This is a genomic window from Nocardioides sp. AE5 (genome assembly GCF_031844485.1).
Lineage (GTDB): Bacteria > Actinomycetota > Actinomycetes > Propionibacteriales > Nocardioidaceae > Nocardioides.
Genome location: NZ_JAUZVI010000010.1, coordinates 1 through 18,142 on the forward strand (window position 1 = coordinate 1; position 18,142 = coordinate 18,142).

The following is an 18,142-nucleotide window of genomic DNA, read 5'->3' on the forward strand; positions in this document are numbered from 1 at the left end:
CTGCTCACCAGTCCCAAGCGATTCCGCAGTTGGGTCTGTCAGGAATTTTGTGTAACTGGCTCGGCGTGATGCCGCGGACTGGGTCCGTGGTGGAAGGAGCATCACGTTATGAGCGAGCACGAGTCTGAGAGTACGACGGTTCCGGTGGTTCGGGAGCCGGACATGGTGGCCTTGGCCGAGGCGTTGGTGGCGTCGGCGTCCGGGCGCGGGATTGCGTTGACGGGTGAGGATGGGTTGTTGACCGCGCTGACCCGTCAGGTTCTTCAGTCGGCGTTGGAGGCCGAGATGGCTCACCATCTGGGTTATGACCGGCATGATCCGGCGGGTCGCAATCGGGGGAACTCTCGTAATGGGTCGACGCCGAAGACGGTGACCACTGAGATAGGTAAGGTCACCGTCGATGTCCCCAGGGATCGGGAGGGGTCCTTCGAGCCGCGGGTGGTGGCCAAGCATCAGCGTCGGTTGGCGGGGTTCGATGAGGCGGTGATCAGCCTCTATGGGAAGGGCATGACTACCGGCGACATCGCTGCCCACCTGGGCGAGGTCTATGGGACCGAGGTCTCCCGTGATCTGGTCTCCACGGTGACGAACAAGGTGGTGGCGGAGATGAAGGAGTGGCAGGCTCGTCCGCTGGATCCGGTCTATCCGGTGATCATCATCGATGCGATCGTGCTCAAGGTCCGTGAGGGAGCGGTGGCCAACCGGCCGGTCTACGTGGCGATGGGGGTGAACCTGGACGGGTTCCGTGACGTGCTGGGCATGTGGATGGGTCCCTCGGGTGGGGAAGGTGCGAAACAGTGGATCAACATGCTCACCGATCTGAAGAACCGTGGCATCCTCGACGCATGCATCGTGTGCTGCGACGGCCTCAAGGGGCTCCCGGAGGCGATCAACGCCGTGTGGCCCCAAGCAGTGGTGCAGACCTGCGTGGTGCACCTGGTGCGCAATTCCTTGCGCTACTCCTCGCGGCAACACTGGCAGAAGATCACCGGCCAGCTGCGGCGCATCTACACCGCACCGACGCTGGAGGCCGCCGAGGTCGAGTTCGAGGAGTTCACCGAGCAGTGGCAGGGCAAGTATCCGGCGATGATCAACCTGTGGCGCAATGCCTGGGAGGAGTTCATCCCGTTCCTGGACTTCCCCGTGGAGGTCCGCAAGATCATCTACACCACCAACGCGATCGAGTCGCTCAACGCCAGATTCCGGGCCGCTACCCGGCGCCGCGGACACTGCCCCGACGAACAGGCGGCCCTCAAGGTGCTCTACCTCGCCGTGCGACACCGGGAAACCAACCGACCCAACCCCACCGGCCGCATCGCCGGCTGGAAGAACATCCTCAACGTCCTGTCCATGACCTACGGCAACCGCCTAGGAATCAACTAAGCCGATGCCCACTTACACAAAGAATCGGACAGACCCAGACCTCTACCTACGCGTCCAGCTCGACGCCACCTTCCGCGACCACATCGAGGCACAGATGCAGGCCGAGCTCAGCGACGCACGCAACCAGGTCGAGCGGCGACGAATCGAGCTCAAGAAGAAGCACGAACAGCTGAACCGCGAGCGCGGCAAGCTCATGGAAGCCCACTACGCCGGAGCCATCCCAGTCGACCTCCTCAGCCAAGAGCAAGACCGCATCAGCAAGGCACTCGCCAGCATCAAGACCGAACTCGACGCCACCAACGAGAAGTGGGAGGTCATCGAGAGCAACCTCGGGCTGGCACTCGACCTGGCCACCGACACCCAAGCCGCCTACCTCAGCGCACCCGAGCACATCCGGCGCCTGTTCAACCAAGCCTTCTTCGAGAAGATCCTCGTCCTGCCCGACGAGAACGACCGCGTCGGCGTACGACTCGAAGCCAAGCTCGCCGAACCGTTCGACACGGTCCTCACAAACGCCAAGAGGCCCGCCGGTCATCCCGGCGAGCCTCTTGACTCTTCTTCAATCCACTCGGTGGCACTTACTCAGTCCATTTGTTTGAGTAAGGACACCGTGGTGGAGCTGAGGGGATTCGAACCCCTGACCTTCTCATTGCGAACGAGACGCGCTACCAACTGCGCCACAGCCCCATGCGTCGACGTACTCACGCGCTGAGAAAGATAGCACCCACCCGCGCGGCGTTCCGAATCCGGGGCCGACGACAACAAGTGAGCTTTCGCGCATCAATGATTGAGCGTTCGCGACGCAACGGGTGAGCGTTCGTGTCAGCCGTTGACGACCCGGGGCTGGTCGCCCTCGTCGCCGCGGGCGGCGGCGTCGGCCTCGCGGGCCAGGGCGGTCGACTCCTCGCTGTGGCCCGAGGTCCACACGTCGTCCTCGCCCAGGTCGATGGTGCGCACGCTGCGACGGACCGCGGCGGGCTTGGTGACGTAGGTCGGCAGCGTCACCGGGACCGGGTCCCACAGTTCCGCGTCGACGGCGGCCATGACCGAGGTGTCAGCGTCGGCGGCTACCTCGTCGAAGCCCTGCTCGTTGCGGTCCACGTCGTACGACGCGGGGACCGACTCATCGACCTGTTCGGCCTCCTCGGCACGCACCGGGGGCCCGACGAGCACCGTGTCCGCAGCGATCTCCTGGCGGACCATCAGGCGGCAGGCGACCAGCCACGCGACCAGCAGCGCCACCGGCGCCGCGACCCACGGCCAGCCAACGACCCCGCCCAGGGCGAGGCCGGCAACGAGGAGGTTGAGGCCGAGCACGGTGCCGAGCACGCGACGGCGGCGCTGCGCGGCGACCCGGGCGGCCTCGCGACGGGCGGCCAGGTGCCCCCGGCTGGGCCGCCGCGGGCGGGCCGTCTCGCCGACGGGAGCAGGACTGCCCTTCACGGTCACGGTGGCAGGGGTCTGGCCGCGGCCGGGCTGGACCACCAGGCGCGCCCCGGTGGCGCCCACCGGTTCGCGACGGGCAAGGACGCGCATCGTGTTCGAGAACCGATCCACGGACCGGCTCCGGGCGACCTCGTCGTGGTGACGCAGCGCCTTGGGGATCAGGTACACGGCCCACGCGATGGCAAGGGCTACGAAGATGATTCCGGACAGGTCCACGCCTCAGAGGTTAGGAGCGATAACCCACATTGAGGCGGATGTCCATAGGTGTGTCGCAAAACAACTGGTGTGACTCGTGTGATTTGAGGTGCCGAAGCAGGGAGGGTTCAGGACTCGAGCCGCTTGACCATGCCGCCGGGGCACTCCTCCACGGTGACGGCGAAGAGGCGGTGGTCGCGCCACTCGCCGTCGATGTGCAGGAACCGCGGCGCATAGCCGACCTCGACCAGGCCCAGCTTCTCCGCGACCCGCAACGAGTTGGTGTTCTCCGGGCGGATCGCGATCTCGATCCGGTGCAGCCGGGCGATCATGAAGCAGTGGTCGATCACCATCGCCACCGCCAGCGGGATCACCCCGCGCCCCGCGAAGCGTTGGTCGACCCAGTAGCCGATCGAGGCGAACTGCGCCGAGCCACGCACGATGTTGCTCACCGTCACCTGCCCGGCGAACTCCCCGTCGACGACCACGGCGAACGGCATCGCCTCGTCCATGTGGGCCAGCCTGGTCAGTCGCTTGACCATCCCGCGGAACGTTGCCGGACGCCCCTCGGATCCCGGCGGCACCGTGGCGTCCCACGGCCGCAGCCAGACCGCATTGCGGTTGCGCGCCTCGCGCCAAGCCCGGGCATCCGAGAACGCCAGCGGGCGCAACTCCACCCCACCGCGGCGCAGTGTCACCGGCCAGGCGCGGGTCACCGGTGGTCTCCCCCGGCGATCTGGTCCACCGCATGCGCCACGATCGGGGCCAGCACTTCCAGTCCGTCGGCGACGCCCCCGCGCGAACCGGGCAGGGTCACCACCAGGGCCTGGCCGATCACTCCGGCGACGCCACGCGACAGCGCCGCGGTCGCGATGCCCCTGCTGATCCCGTCAGCGCGGATCGCCTCGACGATGCCGGGCACCTCGCGCTCCAGCAGGGGCCGCACCACTTCCGGCGTACGGTCCGTCGGGGTCAGCCCGGTGCCACCGGTGGTCAGCACCACCCGGGCACCCGCTGCCACCGCTGCGGTGACCGCCTCCGCCACCGGCTCGCCGTCGGGTACGACGACCACCGGCGCCGGCGCGAACCCCCACGAGCGCAGCGCCGCCACGATCAGGGGACCGGTCTCGTCGGCGTACACCCCGGCGGCGGCGCGGTTGGAGGCTACCACCACGGCGGCAGGCATCCCGCTCACACCGACCACGTCTCCGCGTGCCAGTCACCGGAGGTGCCGCCGGACTTGGCCACCACCCGTACGTCGCTGATCACCGCTTCCTTGTCGACCGCCTTGACCATGTCGATGAGCGTCAGCGCCGCCACCGAGACCGCGGTGAGCGCCTCCATCTCCACGCCGGTGCGGCCATTCGTGCGCACCGTCGCGGTGATCTCGACGGCGTCGTCACCCACCGCCAGGTCGACCTCGACCCCGGAGACCGGGAGCGGATGGCACAGCGGGATCAGGGCCGGGGTCTGCTTGGCGCCCATGATCCCGGCGATCCTGGCCACCGCCAGCGCATCGCCCTTCGGCACGCCCTCGCCGCGGAGCAGGGCGATCACCTCGGCAGAGACCAGCACCCGTCCGGTGGCGGTGGCGGATCGCGAGGTCACCGGCTTGGCCGACACGTCGACCATCCGGGCCGCACCGGAGGCGTCCACATGGGTCAACCCACGCCGGGGCTGCCCGTCGGGCACCGCTCAGAACTCCTCGTCGAGGAGCATGACCTCGACCGAGTCGCCGGGCTTGAGCGTGGTGGTCTCCGGCGGGATCACGATCAGCGCATTGGACTCGGCGAGGTCGCCGATCAGGTGCGAGCCGTGGCCACCGACCGGGGTCGCCACCCGCGCGTCGTAGGTCGCCCGGACGAACTGCGTCTTCCCCTCCGGCGAGCTCAGGCCGTGGGTCAGCCGGCAGGTGTAGCGCGGGCGTTCCAGCACCCGGCAACCCATCAGCTTGCGGATCGCCGGCAGCACGAAGACCTGGAAGGAGACGTACGCCGAGACCGGGTTGCCGGGCAGGGTGAAGATCGGGATCCGCTCGTCACCGATCAGGCCGAACCCCTGCGGCTTGCCGGGCTGCATCGCGACCCGGCCGAACCAGACGTGGCCGATCGACTTCAGCGACTCCTTGACCACGTCGTAGTCGCCTTCGCTGACGCCGCCGCTGGTGACCACCAGGTCGGCACGGACCAGTTGGTCGTGCAGCGTCTCGGTGAAGACCTTCCGCTCGTCCGGCACCGCACCGACGCGGTAGGGGATGCCGCCGACGGCGCGGATCGCCGCGGCGAGCATGTAGGAGTTGGAGTCATAGATCGAGTCGCTGCCCAGTGGCGTGCCGGGGTCGCGCAACTCGGAGCCGGTGGAGAGGATCACCACGCGTGGCTTGGGACGGGCCTTGATCGTGGCCCTGCCCACCGCGGCGAGCAGGCCGACGTGGCGCGGGCCGACCACGTTGCCCTCGGAGATCAGCACGTCGCCGGCCTCGATGTCCTCACCGGCGCGGCGGATGTTTGCGCCCTGGCGGGGGGCCTTGGTGATCCGCACCTGGGCGACACCCCGGTCGGTCCACTCATACGGCACCACCGCAGTGGCACCCGACGGCACCGGTGCGCCGGTCATGATCTTCACGGCCGTGCCCGGGGAGAGCGCCAGGATCCGGTTCTGTCCGGCGCCGATCTCCCCCACCACGGGCAGGTGGATCGGGTGGTCCTCGGTGGCGTCGACCACGTCGAGGTAGTTGATCGCATAGCCATCCATCGCGGAGTTGTCGAAAGCGGGCAGTGGGATCGGTGCGGTGACGTCCTCGGCGGTGGGCAGGCCGCACGCATCCAGCAGCGACTGCTCATAGATGCCGAGCGGACGGATCGTGGCCAGCACCCGGTCAAGGTGCTCACGGACCGGAATCAGATCACTCACCCAGGACACTCCCCGAGGCCACCCGCTGCGCCGTGGCCTGCTTCTCCAGGGCCACCTGGCCGATGACCCGTACGCCGTGTTCGAAGGTCCAGTCACCGTCCACGGTGAGCGACGTGGCGCCCCGCAGCGAGGGCGCCCCCTCCGGGAACCTCTGGTCGAAGTCCCGCACCAGACGATAGACGTCCCGGTCCAGCGCGACATAGGGCAGCGTGTCGGAGACCTGTTCCAGGAGGAAGTCCGCGCCCAGGTCGAAGACGTCCGAGCGGAGCACCAGCAAGTCGTCGGTGGTCTTCACCGGCACGAAGCGGTCGCGGCCCACCTCGATGGTCCGCGCGCCCTCGAACACCTCGATCGCCGCACCCATCGCGGTCTCGGCCTGGATCACCTCCGGCGAACCAGGGTCGGCCGGGTCGACGTGCTTGACGTTGCGGATCAGCGGCAGGCCGAGGATCCCGTGCCGCTCGGCCAGGGCACGCCGGAGGGCACGCAGGTCGATCCACAGGCTGTTCGTGCTCATGAACCGGTGGATGTTCAGGTCGGCCAGCAGCCCGACCTCGCCGGGAAGGACCTGCGCACTCTCGCGCAGGATGATCCGGCCGTCACTGCGCCGCCGGGCGAAGTGGCCGCCCTTGCGGTCCGAGGCCGTGCGTCGCGTCGCCTCGATCGCGAACGGCGCGCCCGACTCGGCGAACCAACCGGCCAGCTTCGGGTCGGGGATGGCGCCAAGGTTGTCGGAGTTGGAGACGAAGATCCGCTCCATGCCAGCGTCCAGGAGCCGCTGCAACATCCCGGAGTCGACCAGCGCGGTGTAGATGTCCCCGTGGCCCGGCGGGCACCACTCGAGCTCGGGGTCCTCGGGCCAGGCGACCGGCGAGAGGTCATCGACCAGCAGCTTGGGAACCTTGTTCTGGAGGAACTCCATCGGCAGGTCACCCACCGGCAGGTCCTCATAGCGCTCCAGCGCCTCCATGGTGTCGGCCGAGGTGCGGAACGAGTTCATGAAGACAAGCGGCAGCGGCGCGTCGTACTGCTTGCGCAGGGCCAGCACCTGCCGGGCGATGATGTCGAGGAAGGAGAGCCCGCGGCGCACGCAGAGCAGCGACTTGGCACGGTCCATCCCCATCGACGTGCCCAGGCCACCGTTGAGCTTGATCACCGCAGTGGTGGCCAGCGCCTGTGTCGCGGTCGCGTCATCGACGCGGATGTCGTTGATGGACTCCATCTCGAGGGCCTCGATGGTCTCCTCGGCGATGTAGCCGGTCTCCCCCGCCTCCAGGAGGCGGAAGTAGTGTGCGAACACCTCCCGCGCGGTCTCGTCGATCCCGGCATCGGCCATCTTCTCGAGCGCGCGGTTCAGCGCTGAACTGCCCATGCGGCCGATCGTACGTCGCCGAGGCGGCACGTGTTGACGCGCATGCACGTCGAGCCGGCATGTGTTCACGCTTTCCTGCGTCGAGGCGGCACGTGTTGACGCATTCTGACGCCGAGGCGGCGTCAACTGACGCCGCCTCGGCGAACGGGGCACGGCACACTGGGTCCATGTCCGGATCCAAGACAGCACTGCGCGACCAGGTGCTCACCGAGCGCAACCGGCTGACCCCGGCCGAACTGTCGGCCAGTGCTGTCGCACTGAGTGAGCACCTACTGGCCACGCCACAGGTACGCCGGGCGGCCAGCGTCGCGGCGTACGTGTCGGTGGGGCGCGAACCCGGCACCGGCCTGCTCCTGGACGGATTGCGGGCGGCCGGCAAGCGCGTGCTGCTGCCGGTGTTGCTGGCGGACAACGATCTGGACTGGGCGGCGTACGACGGACCACTGGCGCCAGCGGGGCGCGGACTGCTCGAGCCGACCGGACCACGCCTGGGCGCCGATGCGATCGCCACCTGCGACGTGGTGCTGGTGCCCGGGATCGCGGTGGGCAGCGACGGGATGCGGCTTGGCCGCGGTGGCGGTTCCTATGACCGCGCCCTGTCCCGGGTGCCGGTCGGGACGTTCACCTGTGTGTTGTTGCACGAGCACGAGGTCCTCGACCGGGTGCCTGCCGAGGCACACGACCGTCCGGTCACTGCGGTGGCGACCCCGGCCGGCGTACGCCGCCTGCCGCTCCCCACGTCCCACCCCGGCATGCCCAAGTGACGAGGCCGGGACCGCAAGGGTGCATATGCGCAGTAGTGGCCCTGATCTCGCGCTTCCCGGGGCCGCAAGGGTGCATATGCGCGGCTGCGGTCGCTCCACACGCGCCGCGGCGCCGGTGAGACCGGACTCAGCCGGCCGGGTGGAGCACCAGGCGATGCTCCGCCGCCGCCTCGACCGCGCCCCGGCTGAACGCCCAGGCCAGCGTCTCGCCACGCACCCACAGCTCGGTCTGGTCGGTGTAGTTGCGGTGGAAGGCGTGCCCGGAGTTGCCGGTCAGGTTGATCCAGCGGGAGCGGTCGAGGTCGGCCATCGAGACCACCATCCGCATCGACGGCGCCGAGGTCACGTGATAGCCCTCCGCTGCGTCCCAGTTGGTCGCGTTCACGGTGGACGAGCCCCCGGAGACCTTCCAGCCGGTGCGGTTGAAGAGCGCCTCGACCGGACCGATCCCCGAGGTGCCCAGGGTCTGGTTGACCAGGTCGAGCCGGTGCAACTTGCCCCATTCCCAGTCGGCCGGGTCGCGCGCCATCTTGCGGATGATCTCGTCGCTGGCCGCCAGCAGCGCCTGCTCCAGGATGTCGTCGCGGCGCTCCACGACGTCCTCGGTCCCGGCGTCGTCCCACCACGGGTTGCGCGGGTCGGCGAGCAGCCGCTCCATCACCAGCCACCATCGCGACCCGCCGTCGGGCCACAGGTCCTCGGCCATCTCGTCGTGGAAGGTGAGCTCGAGCAGGTTGCGCCAGACCACGTTGAAGTACGCCGCCCCAGCCGAATCCGCCTGCTGGCGGAAGTCCCACTCGGCGAGCACGCCCTGGCCGTCGCTGCGATAGCCGGGCGGCAGGTTGATGTCGAGCAGGTAGGGCACCAGCACCGGGGCGAGCGCGTTGAAGTCGTCGTTCTGGAACTCCAGCATCTCGTCGACGGTGACGTCGGCCTCGGCCTCGATGAGTTCGCGGATCCGGTCCGAGCGGTAGCCGTAGTCCCAGTCGTCGGTCAGGTGCAGCGGATAGTCCTCACCCACCACGGCCTGGTTGGCGGTGACGATGAACCCCTCCTCGGGGTCGAAGAGCTTGGGCAGGGCGTCGAAGGCAATGTAGCGCCCGCTCCAGTCGTTCTCCGGCAGCCATCCCGCCGCCGGCTCGCGCCCGTCGTTGCCGGACTTGCGGATCGGGATCCGACCCGGCGCTTGGTAGCCGATGTGTCCCTCACGGTCGGCATAGACGAGGTTCTGCGCCGGTACTGCGAAGTGCGATGCGGCAGTGCGGAACTCCTGCCAGTTCGAGGCCTGGTTGAGCAACAGGATCGCGTCCGCGGTCGGGGCCGGGTCGAGCGCCGTCCAGCGCAGCGCGACGGCGTGTGCCCGCTCCTCGCCGTCGTCGTTGTCGGCCCGGTCCTCGTCACCGGTGGAGTCCTCGTCGCCAGTGGAGTCATCGGCACCGGTGGCTCCCCGACCCACGTCGCCGGTGGTGGGCACTGCCGCCTTGGCGCCGACGGTGCTGAGTTGGCTGGAGACGTCCGAGATGAGTGGCCCGTGGCTGGTCTCGCGGATCTTCAGTTCGAAGTCCTCACCACCGGCGACCTTGATCGTCTCGGTGCGCACGGTGAGCGGCAACATCTCGCCGTCGTACTCCCATTCGTCGCCCTCGACCCGCTCCAGGTAGAGGTCGGTGACGTCGGGACCGAGGTTGGTGAATCCCCAGGCGATGTCGGCGTTGTGGCCGATCACCACACCAGGCACCCCGGCGAAGCTGAACCCGGCCACCTCGAACGGGCAGGCGTCGCTGACCGTGCGGCAGTGCAGGCCGACCTGGTACCAGACACTCGGCAGGCTGACGCCCAAGTGCGGGTCGTTGGCCAGGAGCGGCTCCCCGGTGGCCGAGTGGGCGCCGTCGACGACCCACGAGTTGGACCCGATGCCGGGGCCGGAGCCGATCAACTCGGGGACGCCGTCGATCGCGGAGAGGGTCCGGCGCAGCGCGTCCGCCTGGTCCGCGGTGTACGCCGGTCGGGCAGGGTTGCGGCTCCCGGGCGCTGTCGCCTCCGGCTCGTAGCGTCCGTCGACCAGGGCGCCCTGGTTCACGATCGGCGCGTGGTCGTCCATCGGGTACGCCGGGTAGAGGTCGGCGACCTGTTCCTCCGTGTGGTCGGCCAGGAGCAGCGCCCGGGCGATCTCGTCGTCCATGTTGCCGGCCAGGTCCCACGCCATCGCCTTGAGCCAGGCGAGCGAATCCACCGGGGTCCACGGCTCGGGGGTGTAGTCGAGCCCGCCGAGTCCCAGCACCGTATATTCCAGGGCGAGCCGACTGTTGCCGCGATCGGCGATGTAGGCGTTCACCCCGGCGGCGTACGACTCCAGCGCGGCGCGGGTCGCGGGTGCCAGCAGCGGCAGTTCCTGCTCGGCGACGCGGCGCCAGCCCATCGTGCGCACCATCTTGTCGGTCTCCAGCGTGGCCTCGCCGAAGAGTTCGGAGAGGCGGCCAGCAGTGATGTGGCGGCGTACGTCCATCTCGAAGAAGCGGTCCTGGGCGTGCACATATCCCTGCGCCAGCATCAGGTCGGCCGTGGAGTCGGCATAGATCTGGGGAATGCCGTTGTCGTCGCGGAGCACCTCGACGTTCGCCTGGAGCCCGGCGATCTCGACCTCGCCGCTGGTCTGCGGGAAGGGGCGCCGGACCATCACCGTGCCGGCGAGCAGCCCCACGACCAGGGTGACCGCGAGGCCGATCGCGACGTACGCCGCCCAGCGCACGCCCCACGGGCAGGCCCGGAAGGCGCGCCACCACTGCATCGGCGGGCGGTTCGGTCCTGCTTCCGTCTCTTCCACGCGGGTCATTGTTCCTTGTGGTGGCGGTGGAATCGGCTCAGGAGGCGCTCGGCGTGGTCGAGGTGGTGGAACTGGAGCTGCTGGAGCTGGTCGAGCCGGTGGAGGTCGACGAGCCGGCCGAGGAGCCCGAATCGCTCGACGTACCCTTCCCCGACGAGGCGGAGTCCGACGAGCCTGACGAGCCCGAGGAGGACGCCGTGGAGGAGTTGCCGCCGCTGCGCGAGTCGGTGCGATAGAAGCCGGAGCCCTTGAAGACCACGCCCACGGCGTTGAAGACCTTGCGCAGTCGCCCCTGGCACTGCGGGCAGACGGTGAGGGCGTCGTCGCTGAAGCTCTGGAACTGCTCGAACGCGTGGCCGCATTCGGTGCAGGCGTACTGGTAGGTGGGCACGGGTCAATCCTTCGAACGTCGGGAGATGGCCGCTGAGGCGCCGGTGGCACTCGCGTGGGCCGAGTGCCAATTCTACCTGCCTGTGGAGAACTCCTCGCAGCAGCGTCCCGGCCGCCTAGCGTTGTCGCCATGGAGTTTCTCGGGTTCGACGACGTACGCCGCACACTGCGCCGCGCCGTGCTGCGCCGGCGCCGCTTGCTGGCTGCCCTCTTGGTCGGGATCGCGGTCTTCGCCACCCTCTCGGTGCTCGCACCGCCTCCCGCCGCCACGGTCTCGGTGGTGGTGGCAGCCGCAGACCTGCCATCGGGGACCGTGCTGGCCGAGGACGACGTCGTGGTGGCGCACCTCCCTGCCGAGGCCGTGCCGGACGGGGCGCTGGGACCGTCGTACGTCGTGGGGCGCACGATCGCCTCTCCGGTCCGGCGCGGCGAGACGCTGACCGACGTACGCCTGGTCGGCGAGCCATTGCTGGAGGGTTACCCGGGCCTGGTCGCGATCCCGGTCCGATTGCCGGACGCCGCCGCCGCGAGCCTGCTCCGGGTCGGCGACCGGATCGACCTGCTCGCGACCAACCCCGGGAACGGGGAGACCCGGCAGGTGGGCAGTGGTCTTCCGGTCATCGCCCTTCCAGCGGAGGCGGGATCCGCGCAGCGGGGCGTTGCCAGCGGACGTCTGGTCGTGCTGGGAACCACACCGCAAATGTCCACAAAAGTGACGAGCGCGTCGGTCAGGATGTATCTGACAGCAGTGATTTCACGCTAGCGTGTGCCGCTGTCCAATCCGTTCCATGCTCGGGCACCAGCAACGGGCTCGACACGAAGGAGTCAAGAAATGCAGGGATTCAAGGAATTCATCCTCAAGGGAAACCTGATCGAGCTCGCGGTCGCCTTCATCATGGCCACCGCCTTCGCCACGGTCGTCGAGACCTTCACCGGCGTCCTGATGGGCTTCATCGGCAAGGTCGGCGGTGAGCCGAACTTCGCCAGCGTGGAGTTGGCCGACGTCAACATCGGTCTCTTCATCAACGCGGTGATCACCTTCCTGATCATCGCCGCAGTCGTCTACTTCTTCATCGTGACTCCCTACAACAAGGCCAAGGAGCGCTTCTTCGCCGAGGACCCGGCCGCCAAGGACGACGACGTCGTCCTGCTCGAGGAGATCCGCGACCTCCTCGCCGCACGCAACGGCCAGGCCTGACTCACCTGAGCCGGATCCGACGGCCCCCGCAACCTCGGTTGCGGGGGTCGTCGCCGTCTCGGAGCCTTCATCCCGTCATGCCGGCGCGCAGCGGGGATGCCGCCAACAGTGCGCGTGACGCACTCGGCCGCCGCACGGGGACTCAACCCGGTGGGACCGAGCCGTGCTGGGGACTCAGCCGTGGTGCGGAGGCACCTGACTGCGGAACCAGTCATCCGGAGTGCCCGAGCGGTCCCCGCCCTCGCGGGCCCGTTCCTCGGCCGAGACCTGGGGCAAGCCACCGTCACCGAAGACCGCGGCCATGCGCTTGCGACGCTTCCACTCCGGCTCGGCAGGCTCAGCCGGTTCAGCCGCCTTTGGGGTGCTCGGGGACTCTGCTTCCGCGGCCGGGGTCTCCCCCGACATGGGCTCCCCTGCCTCGTGATGCGGATCTGGTTCGGTCATCGCGGGAGGCTCAGCACAGGCCACTCTCGCGGGCCTTCTCGTTCGGGTCCGGAAGGATCGACTCCGGGTCGTCGGCCTGCTGCGAGGTCTCCGGAGCGCTCGGCTGGTCGGGGCCTGCGGCCTGGCTCTCCTCCTCGGTGGGACGCGTGCCCGGTTCGGTGTCAGCGGTGATCGCCTCCGCGGAGAGACGACGGCTCAGCGGCCGGTCCTCGCGGATCAATTGCCACAGTTCCTCGGCCTCCTCGGGCACCCACTCCACCCGGTTCTTGTCCGGCTGGTAGGTCCGCCACGGGACGGTGATGAACTGGATCTCGGAGAGGCCGATCTCCTGGAACTGGGCGCCGAGGTCGGCGATCTTGATGATCGAGTCCAGTTCGTGGTCCAGGGTCAGCGACTTGGTCGCCGCGTCGAGGAAGTCCAGCAACTGCTTGGGGTGCGCGAGCATCCCCTTGCTCATCACCTTGTTGGCCATCGAGGCGACGAACGCCTGCTGGCGCTTCATCCGGCCGATATCGCCGTTCTCGCGCAGGCCGATGCCGTGGCGGACCCGGACATAGTCCAAGGCTTCGTCACCACTGACGGTGCGAGTCCCGGCCTCGAGGTAGATGTTGCCGACCGTGTCGTTGACATCCTCGGGGATGCAGACCTCGACCCCGTCCAGGGCGTCGACCATGCCCTTGAAGCCATTGAAGTCGACGACCACCCAGTGGTCGACCCGGATGCCCGTCAACTGCTCCACCTGGCGGATGGTGCAGGCCGGGCCGCCGAGGTCGAACGCCTTGTTCCACATCCCGAAGCCGCCGGGGATCTCGTTGAGGTCCTCGTCATAACAGGTGGGACGCTCCACCATCGCGTCACGCGGGATGCTGACCCCGTAGGCGAACGAGCGGTCACCGGAGACGTGCATCAGGATCGTGGTGTCCGAGCGCTGGCCGACGTTCTGCGCGCCACCGACCGCGTCATTGCCCTCACCGTCACGCGTGTCCGAGCCCATCACCAGCACGTTGATCGGCTGGCCGTCACCCTTCGGCGTACCGGCGGGGCGGTCGTCGCCGAGTTGCTCGCGCAGGTCGACGTTGGTGAGGTTCTCGTTGAGGTGGCGATAGGTGTAGACCGAGAAGAGGCCGATGGCCAGGGTGAGCGTGAGGATCGTGTACCCGAAGCCGCGCAGCACGGGGTGCCTGCGCGCCGCCTTGCCGCGGTGACGCCCAATGGATACGTCGCTCACTCGCCTGTCTCATTCGCTCGGGCCAGGCTGCTGGGCGCAGCAAGGCTTGGTCCTGCCAACGACCGAGACTAGGGCAGGTATCCAAATTGTTACCGGGAACCGCACCCGAGGGCAAAAGCGCGTCCCGCTCGACGACGTGGCAAACTACGTGCGCGGATGCCGTTTGCATCCACGCCCCCGTAGCTCAGTGGATAGAGCAGCCGCCTCCTAAGCGAAAGGTCGCGCGTTCGACTCGCGCCGGGGGCACCGAACAGGACCCGCCGATGCGCCGGGAACAGCAGCGCTGAGATGACGACGTTGGTGTCAACCAACACCCGCCTCACGAAGCGCGGCCCCGATCACGGACCTCATCGACCAACGCCTGCACGTCCTCCTCGCCGGCCACGCCAAAATCTCCAGCAGCACCAGCGAACGCATTCTGTGCATCGCCCAACGCCGACAGCAGCATTGGCCACGACGACCTCGCCGTTGGGCTTCTCAACGAACAGCACCTTGTCACCGGGCACCAACCGCAACCGCCGTCGCACCTCAACCGGCACCGTGATCTGACCGTTGGCCGACAACTTGGCAAGATTCATCAGGCGCTCGATTCTTGAGATCTCAAGGATTCTTGATTCAAGACTGCTACGTCGCAAGCGCCAACTGCTACGACGTGATCAGTCGATGACCTCGAACGACATGCCCGCGTTGCGCAGCCGGGCGAGCAGGTTCTCCCCCATCGCTGCTGCTGTGGTCACCTGGCCCGCAGTCGGCGGGTTGTCGTCGAAGGCCAGGCACAGGGCCGACTCGGCGAGCATCTTCGACGTCTCGCTGTAGCCCGGATCGCCGCCCGAGACCCGGGTGTGCACCTTCTCGCCCCCGGCCTCACCGACGAAGTCGACGGTGAACCACGACTTGCGACGCCGTTCCTCCGAGGGCCCCTCGCCCTGCTTGACCTTCCCCTTGAGGAAGTTGCGCACCGGCTTCACCTGGGCCGACACGGCGATCGCACCCACCCCGAGCGCGCCACCCGCGGCGTACCGAAGGGTCTTGGTGCCGGCGTAGTGGGAGTAGCGGAACTTCGGCCCGTACGCCGCCAGCGCGGCGCCGCTGCGCTGCACCACCTGGGGGTCGATCGTGGGCAGCGGCAACAGCCAGTAGCCCAGTTCCTTGTCCCGGTGGGGCTTGCCGGCCACGGCCCGACTGGAGCGTCCCTCGGGGCGGGGCTCGGCCTTGCGGCGCTCGGCGAACGCGGCCTTCATCTGTCGCGCGCGCTCCATCGCGCCGAGTGCGGAGTGGAAGGTGCCGCCGGAGAACGACGCATTCGAGCGGACCACGCCACGCAGGGTGATCGGCTGGTCGTCGGGAAGCAGCCCGACTGTGAAGAAGGCGCCCAGGTCGTGCGGGATCGAGTCGAAGCCGCAGGCATGCACCAGCCGGGCGCCGGAGGCCTGCGCGGTCGCGTGGTGGGCCAGCCACATCCGGTCGACGAACTCGGGCTCACCGGTCAGGTCGACATAGTCGGTGCCGGTCTGGGCGCAGGCGGCAACCAGCGGCTCCCCGTGCTGCACGTAGGGCCCGACCGTGGAGATCGCCACCCGGCTCCGGGCCGTCACCTCGGCCAGTGCGTCCCGGTCCGCGGCATCGACCACGACCAGGTCCATCACTTCCAGGCGCGGGTCGATCCCGGCAAGTTCGGTGCGGACCTTCTCGAGCTTGGCCCGGTTCCGTCCCGCGAGCGCCCAGCGCAGCCGCGCGGGGGCGTGGCGGGCGAGGTACTTCGCGGTCAGTCCACCGGTGAAGCCGGTGGCACCGAAGAGGACGATGTCGTAGTCACGATCTGCCATGCGCCCAACTCTGCCACCCCGTGCTTCCCTTGTAACGCGCCGTCCATGTGGGCTTGCACCCTGCTGGCGGGGTGCACACCCGCGTGAACAGCGCTTTACATGGAGTGGGGCGGCGTACCGTGGGGGCATGTGCCGCAACATCCGACCGCTGAACAACTTCGAGCCGCCGGCCACCACCGACGAGGTGCACGCCGCAGCGCTGCAGTACGTCCGCAAGGTCGCCGGCACCACCAAGCCGTCGGCTGCCAACGAGGCCGCCTTCAACGCCGCCGTCGCTGAGGTCGCGCACGCCACCCAGCACCTGCTCGAGGCGCTGGTCACCACCGCGCCGCCGAAGGACCGCGAGGTCGAGGCCGAGAAGCGACGGGCGCGGGCCCGGGCGCGTTACGCCAGTTGAGCAACGCTGCCGGCGATCGCCCGGTTGCCCTCCCCGAGGGCGCCGCCTCCGGTGCCCTCGCCACGGACCAGGACGCACGGGACGCGGTGCAGTTGCTCGCCGAACGGCCACTGGTGGTGCTCACCGGCGCCGGCCTCTCCACGGACTCCGGCATCCCCGACTACCGCGGCCCGGGCTCGGTGGCCCGCACCCCGATGACCTTCGGCGAGTTCGTCTCCGGGCCCGCCGCGCAGCAGCGGTACTGGGCGCGCAGCCACCTGGGCTGGTCGCGGATGGCGCGGGCCGTGCCCAACGCCGGGCACCGCGCGCTCGCCGAACTCGAGCAGCAGGGGCACGTCGAGACGCTGATCACCCAGAACGTCGACGGCCTGCACGAGGCGGCCGGGTCGCATCCCGTGGCGCTGCACGGACGGGTCGCCCAGGTGATCTGCCTGGGCTGCCGGCGTACGTCGTCACGCGAGGCACTGGCCGCTGAACTGGACCGGCTCAACCCCGGGTACGCCGAGGCGCACCGCGACGTCGCCTCCCTCCCCGACGGCGACGTCGACCTGGCCGAGACCGCGGACTTCAACGTCCCTGCCTGCCCGGCCTGCGGCGGCGTACTGAAGCCTGACGTGGTCTTCTTCGGCGAGAACGTGCCCGCCGACCGGGTGCGGCGCTGCTACGACGCGGTCGAGGCCCTCGCCGACTCCGGGGGCGCGCTCCTGGTCGCCGGGTCGTCGCTGGTGGTGATGTCCGGGCTGCGGTTCGTCAAGCGTGCCGCTAGCCTCGACGTACCGGTGGTGATCGTGAACCGCGGTGCGACCCGGGGCGATGCGCTGGCGACGTACCGCATCGACCAGGGGTGCAGCGAGTTCCTCACCGCACTGCTCGAGGCCGCCTGACCTCAGGTGCGCGGCACCGACCCGTCACGACGGCGTACGCCGGCCAGCACGTCGGGCGCGGCCCGGAAGGTGATCGCCTGCACCACGCCGGCGACGACGGTGAAGTCGAAGGCGACGCGGGCCTGGCCCTGGTGGATCCAGGCCGCCCCCGGGCGCTCGCCGAGGAAGACCGGGAAGGCGGCATGGGCGGCACCGTTGAAGAAGGTGGCGACCGCTTCGCGTCCCGCGATCCGCTCCGGGGTGCCGGCCAGCAGCGCCGCGTCGTCGGCACTGATCACCGCGTCCGGGGCGAGCAGTTGCAGCAGTCGGGCGAAGTCGCCACCCTTCGCCGCCGTCAGGAAGGCATCGACCACCTCCCAGTCGGCGAGCGCGTCCTCGGGCACCGGCTGGGCCAGCCGGGCGCGTGCCCGCGAGGCCAGTTTGCGGGCCGCCGCCGGGGTCGCGTCGAGGATGGCGGCGATGGTGTCGAAGCCGAACCCGAAGCTGTCGTGCAGCACGAAGGCGACGCGCTCCCGGGGGCTCATCCGGTCCAGCACCACCTGCAGGGCCACCCCGACGGTGTCGGCCAGCGCGATCTCCTCGGCCGGGTCCGGTGCGGTGTCGTCGGGCTCGGGCGCTTCGTCGGGGATCGGCGTACGGGCACGGAGCCGGTCCAGGCAGAGCCGGGTGGTGACCGTGGTCAGCCAACCGGGCAGGTTGTCGATCGTGGCGGTGGTGCCGTGCAGCCGCAGCCACGCCTGCTGGACGACGTCCTCGGCCTCGCTGGCATCGCCCAGCACGTGGGCGGCGAGGCGGACCAGGCGCGGGCGCTCGGCGGTGAATGCCTCGGTCTGGTCACGAGAGGTTTCTTCGGCCATGGTGGTCACACTTTCATCTCG

At 69.1% G+C, this 18,142-nt stretch carries 20 protein-coding genes, 2 tRNA genes and 1 pseudogene; 8 read left to right on the plus strand and 15 right to left on the minus strand.

What is annotated here, in order from left to right; all coding sequences use genetic code 11:
* Positions 1-162: 162 nt before the first annotated feature.
* Positions 163-1,383: an IS256 family transposase gene (locus tag Q9R27_RS14165; protein WP_311253191.1), complete on the plus strand. Its 1,221-nt coding sequence runs from the start codon at positions 163-165 to the stop codon at positions 1,381-1,383.
* A 46-nt stretch (positions 1,384-1,429) separates the two neighbouring features.
* Here the strand turns inward: Q9R27_RS14165 and Q9R27_RS14170 are convergent, their stop codons facing one another.
* From Q9R27_RS14170 to Q9R27_RS14205, 8 genes are all read right to left on the minus strand, one after another.
* Positions 1,430-1,918 carry a hypothetical protein gene (locus Q9R27_RS14170; RefSeq protein WP_311253045.1) on the minus strand — a complete coding sequence of 163 codons (489 nt, stop codon included), beginning with the start codon at positions 1,916-1,918 and terminating at the stop codon, positions 1,430-1,432.
* A gap of 76 nt (positions 1,919-1,994) precedes the next feature.
* Positions 1,995-2,070: transfer RNA gene (locus Q9R27_RS14175), tRNA-Ala, on the minus strand.
* Positions 2,071-2,205: 135 nt separating this feature from the next.
* The gene (locus tag Q9R27_RS14180) at positions 2,206-3,045 is read right to left on the minus strand and encodes a hypothetical protein (protein ID WP_311253046.1); all 840 of its coding nucleotides are present in this window, start codon (positions 3,043-3,045) and stop codon (positions 2,206-2,208) included.
* Positions 3,046-3,152: 107 nt separating this feature from the next.
* On the minus strand, positions 3,153-3,740 hold the full coding sequence (locus tag Q9R27_RS14185) for a GNAT family protein (protein WP_311253047.1): 588 nt from the start codon (positions 3,738-3,740) through the stop codon (positions 3,153-3,155).
* Positions 3,737-4,210, minus strand: a complete 474-nt coding sequence (locus Q9R27_RS14190; RefSeq protein ID WP_311253192.1) for a molybdenum cofactor synthesis domain-containing protein — start codon at positions 4,208-4,210, stop codon at positions 3,737-3,739. Before Q9R27_RS14190 ends, Q9R27_RS14185 begins: the two co-directional genes overlap by 4 nt.
* 5 nt (positions 4,211-4,215) lie before the next feature.
* Entirely contained in the window at positions 4,216-4,656 is a 441-nt protein-coding gene (gene moaC, locus Q9R27_RS14195; protein ID WP_311253193.1) for a cyclic pyranopterin monophosphate synthase MoaC, read from the minus strand.
* Positions 4,657-4,719: 63 nt separating this feature from the next.
* The gene (gene glp / locus Q9R27_RS14200; protein WP_311253048.1) at positions 4,720-5,937 is read right to left on the minus strand and encodes a gephyrin-like molybdotransferase Glp; all 1,218 of its coding nucleotides are present in this window, start codon (positions 5,935-5,937) and stop codon (positions 4,720-4,722) included.
* On the minus strand, positions 5,930-7,309 hold the full coding sequence (locus Q9R27_RS14205; RefSeq protein WP_311253049.1) for a UTP--glucose-1-phosphate uridylyltransferase: 1,380 nt from the start codon (positions 7,307-7,309) through the stop codon (positions 5,930-5,932). The genes glp and Q9R27_RS14205 overlap by 8 nt, the downstream gene beginning before the upstream one ends.
* A 167-nt stretch (positions 7,310-7,476) precedes the next feature.
* On the opposite strand from Q9R27_RS14205, the gene Q9R27_RS14210 reads away from it, so the two are divergent.
* Positions 7,477-8,073, plus strand: coding sequence for a 5-formyltetrahydrofolate cyclo-ligase (locus tag Q9R27_RS14210; RefSeq protein WP_311253050.1), 597 nt, complete (start codon positions 7,477-7,479; stop codon positions 8,071-8,073).
* A gap of 127 nt (positions 8,074-8,200) precedes the next feature.
* Here the strand turns inward: Q9R27_RS14210 and Q9R27_RS14215 are convergent, their stop codons facing one another.
* Positions 8,201-10,897, minus strand: coding sequence for a penicillin acylase family protein (locus Q9R27_RS14215; protein WP_311253051.1), 2,697 nt, complete (start codon positions 10,895-10,897; stop codon positions 8,201-8,203).
* 26 nt (positions 10,898-10,923) lie between these two features.
* Here Q9R27_RS14215 and Q9R27_RS14220 point away from each other — a divergent pair, with 26 nt between their 5' ends.
* Entirely contained in the window at positions 10,924-11,133 is a 210-nt protein-coding gene (locus Q9R27_RS14220) for a hypothetical protein (protein WP_311253195.1), read from the plus strand.
* Between the two features lie 62 nt (positions 11,134-11,195).
* On the opposite strand, the pseudogene Q9R27_RS14225 reads toward Q9R27_RS14220, so the two are convergent.
* Positions 11,196-11,288: pseudogene (locus tag Q9R27_RS14225) on the minus strand (FmdB family zinc ribbon protein); the annotation flags it as partial.
* Between the two features lie 129 nt (positions 11,289-11,417).
* Here Q9R27_RS14225 and Q9R27_RS14230 point away from each other — a divergent pair.
* Together Q9R27_RS14230 and Q9R27_RS14235 are read left to right on the plus strand one after the other, a co-directional pair.
* Entirely contained in the window at positions 11,418-12,050 is a 633-nt protein-coding gene (locus Q9R27_RS14230) for an SAF domain-containing protein (protein ID WP_311253052.1), read from the plus strand.
* A gap of 69 nt (positions 12,051-12,119) precedes the next feature.
* Positions 12,120-12,485: an MscL family protein gene (locus tag Q9R27_RS14235; protein ID WP_311253053.1), complete on the plus strand. Its 366-nt coding sequence runs from the start codon at positions 12,120-12,122 to the stop codon at positions 12,483-12,485.
* Between the two features lie 174 nt (positions 12,486-12,659).
* On the opposite strand, the gene Q9R27_RS14240 is transcribed toward Q9R27_RS14235, so the two are convergent.
* Both Q9R27_RS14240 and Q9R27_RS14245 read right to left on the minus strand, forming a co-directional pair.
* A complete protein-coding gene (locus Q9R27_RS14240) occupies positions 12,660-12,929 on the minus strand; it encodes a hypothetical protein (RefSeq protein WP_311253054.1) in 270 nt (89 codons plus the stop codon).
* A gap of 10 nt (positions 12,930-12,939) precedes the next feature.
* Positions 12,940-14,157 carry an LCP family protein gene (locus Q9R27_RS14245; RefSeq protein ID WP_311253055.1) on the minus strand — a complete coding sequence of 406 codons (1,218 nt, stop codon included), beginning with the start codon at positions 14,155-14,157 and terminating at the stop codon, positions 12,940-12,942.
* 173 nt (positions 14,158-14,330) lie between these two features.
* On the opposite strand from Q9R27_RS14245, the gene Q9R27_RS14250 reads away from it, so the two are divergent.
* Positions 14,331-14,403 (plus strand) — tRNA-Arg (locus Q9R27_RS14250).
* Positions 14,404-14,504: 101 nt separating this feature from the next.
* Here the strand turns inward: Q9R27_RS14250 and Q9R27_RS18775 are convergent.
* Together Q9R27_RS18775 and Q9R27_RS14255 are read right to left on the minus strand one after the other, a co-directional pair.
* Complete coding sequence (locus Q9R27_RS18775) at positions 14,505-14,735, minus strand: AbrB/MazE/SpoVT family DNA-binding domain-containing protein (RefSeq protein WP_397219780.1); 231 nt, start codon at positions 14,733-14,735, stop codon at positions 14,505-14,507.
* A gap of 78 nt (positions 14,736-14,813) precedes the next feature.
* Complete coding sequence (locus Q9R27_RS14255; protein WP_311253056.1) at positions 14,814-15,983, minus strand: saccharopine dehydrogenase NADP-binding domain-containing protein; 1,170 nt, start codon at positions 15,981-15,983, stop codon at positions 14,814-14,816.
* 127 nt (positions 15,984-16,110) lie between these two features.
* On the opposite strand from Q9R27_RS14255, the gene Q9R27_RS14260 reads away from it, so the two are divergent.
* Positions 16,111-16,380, plus strand: a complete 270-nt coding sequence (locus tag Q9R27_RS14260) for a DUF2277 domain-containing protein (RefSeq protein WP_311253057.1) — start codon at positions 16,111-16,113, stop codon at positions 16,378-16,380.
* A complete protein-coding gene (locus Q9R27_RS14265) occupies positions 16,377-17,264 on the plus strand; it encodes an NAD-dependent protein deacetylase (protein WP_311253058.1) in 888 nt (295 codons plus the stop codon). Before Q9R27_RS14260 ends, Q9R27_RS14265 begins: the two co-directional genes overlap by 4 nt.
* A gap of 2 nt (positions 17,265-17,266) precedes the next feature.
* Here the strand turns inward: Q9R27_RS14265 and Q9R27_RS14270 are convergent, their stop codons facing one another.
* On the minus strand, positions 17,267-18,121 hold the full coding sequence (locus Q9R27_RS14270; RefSeq protein WP_311253059.1) for a sigma-70 family RNA polymerase sigma factor: 855 nt from the start codon (positions 18,119-18,121) through the stop codon (positions 17,267-17,269).
* Between the last annotated feature and the right edge of the window lie 21 nt (positions 18,122-18,142).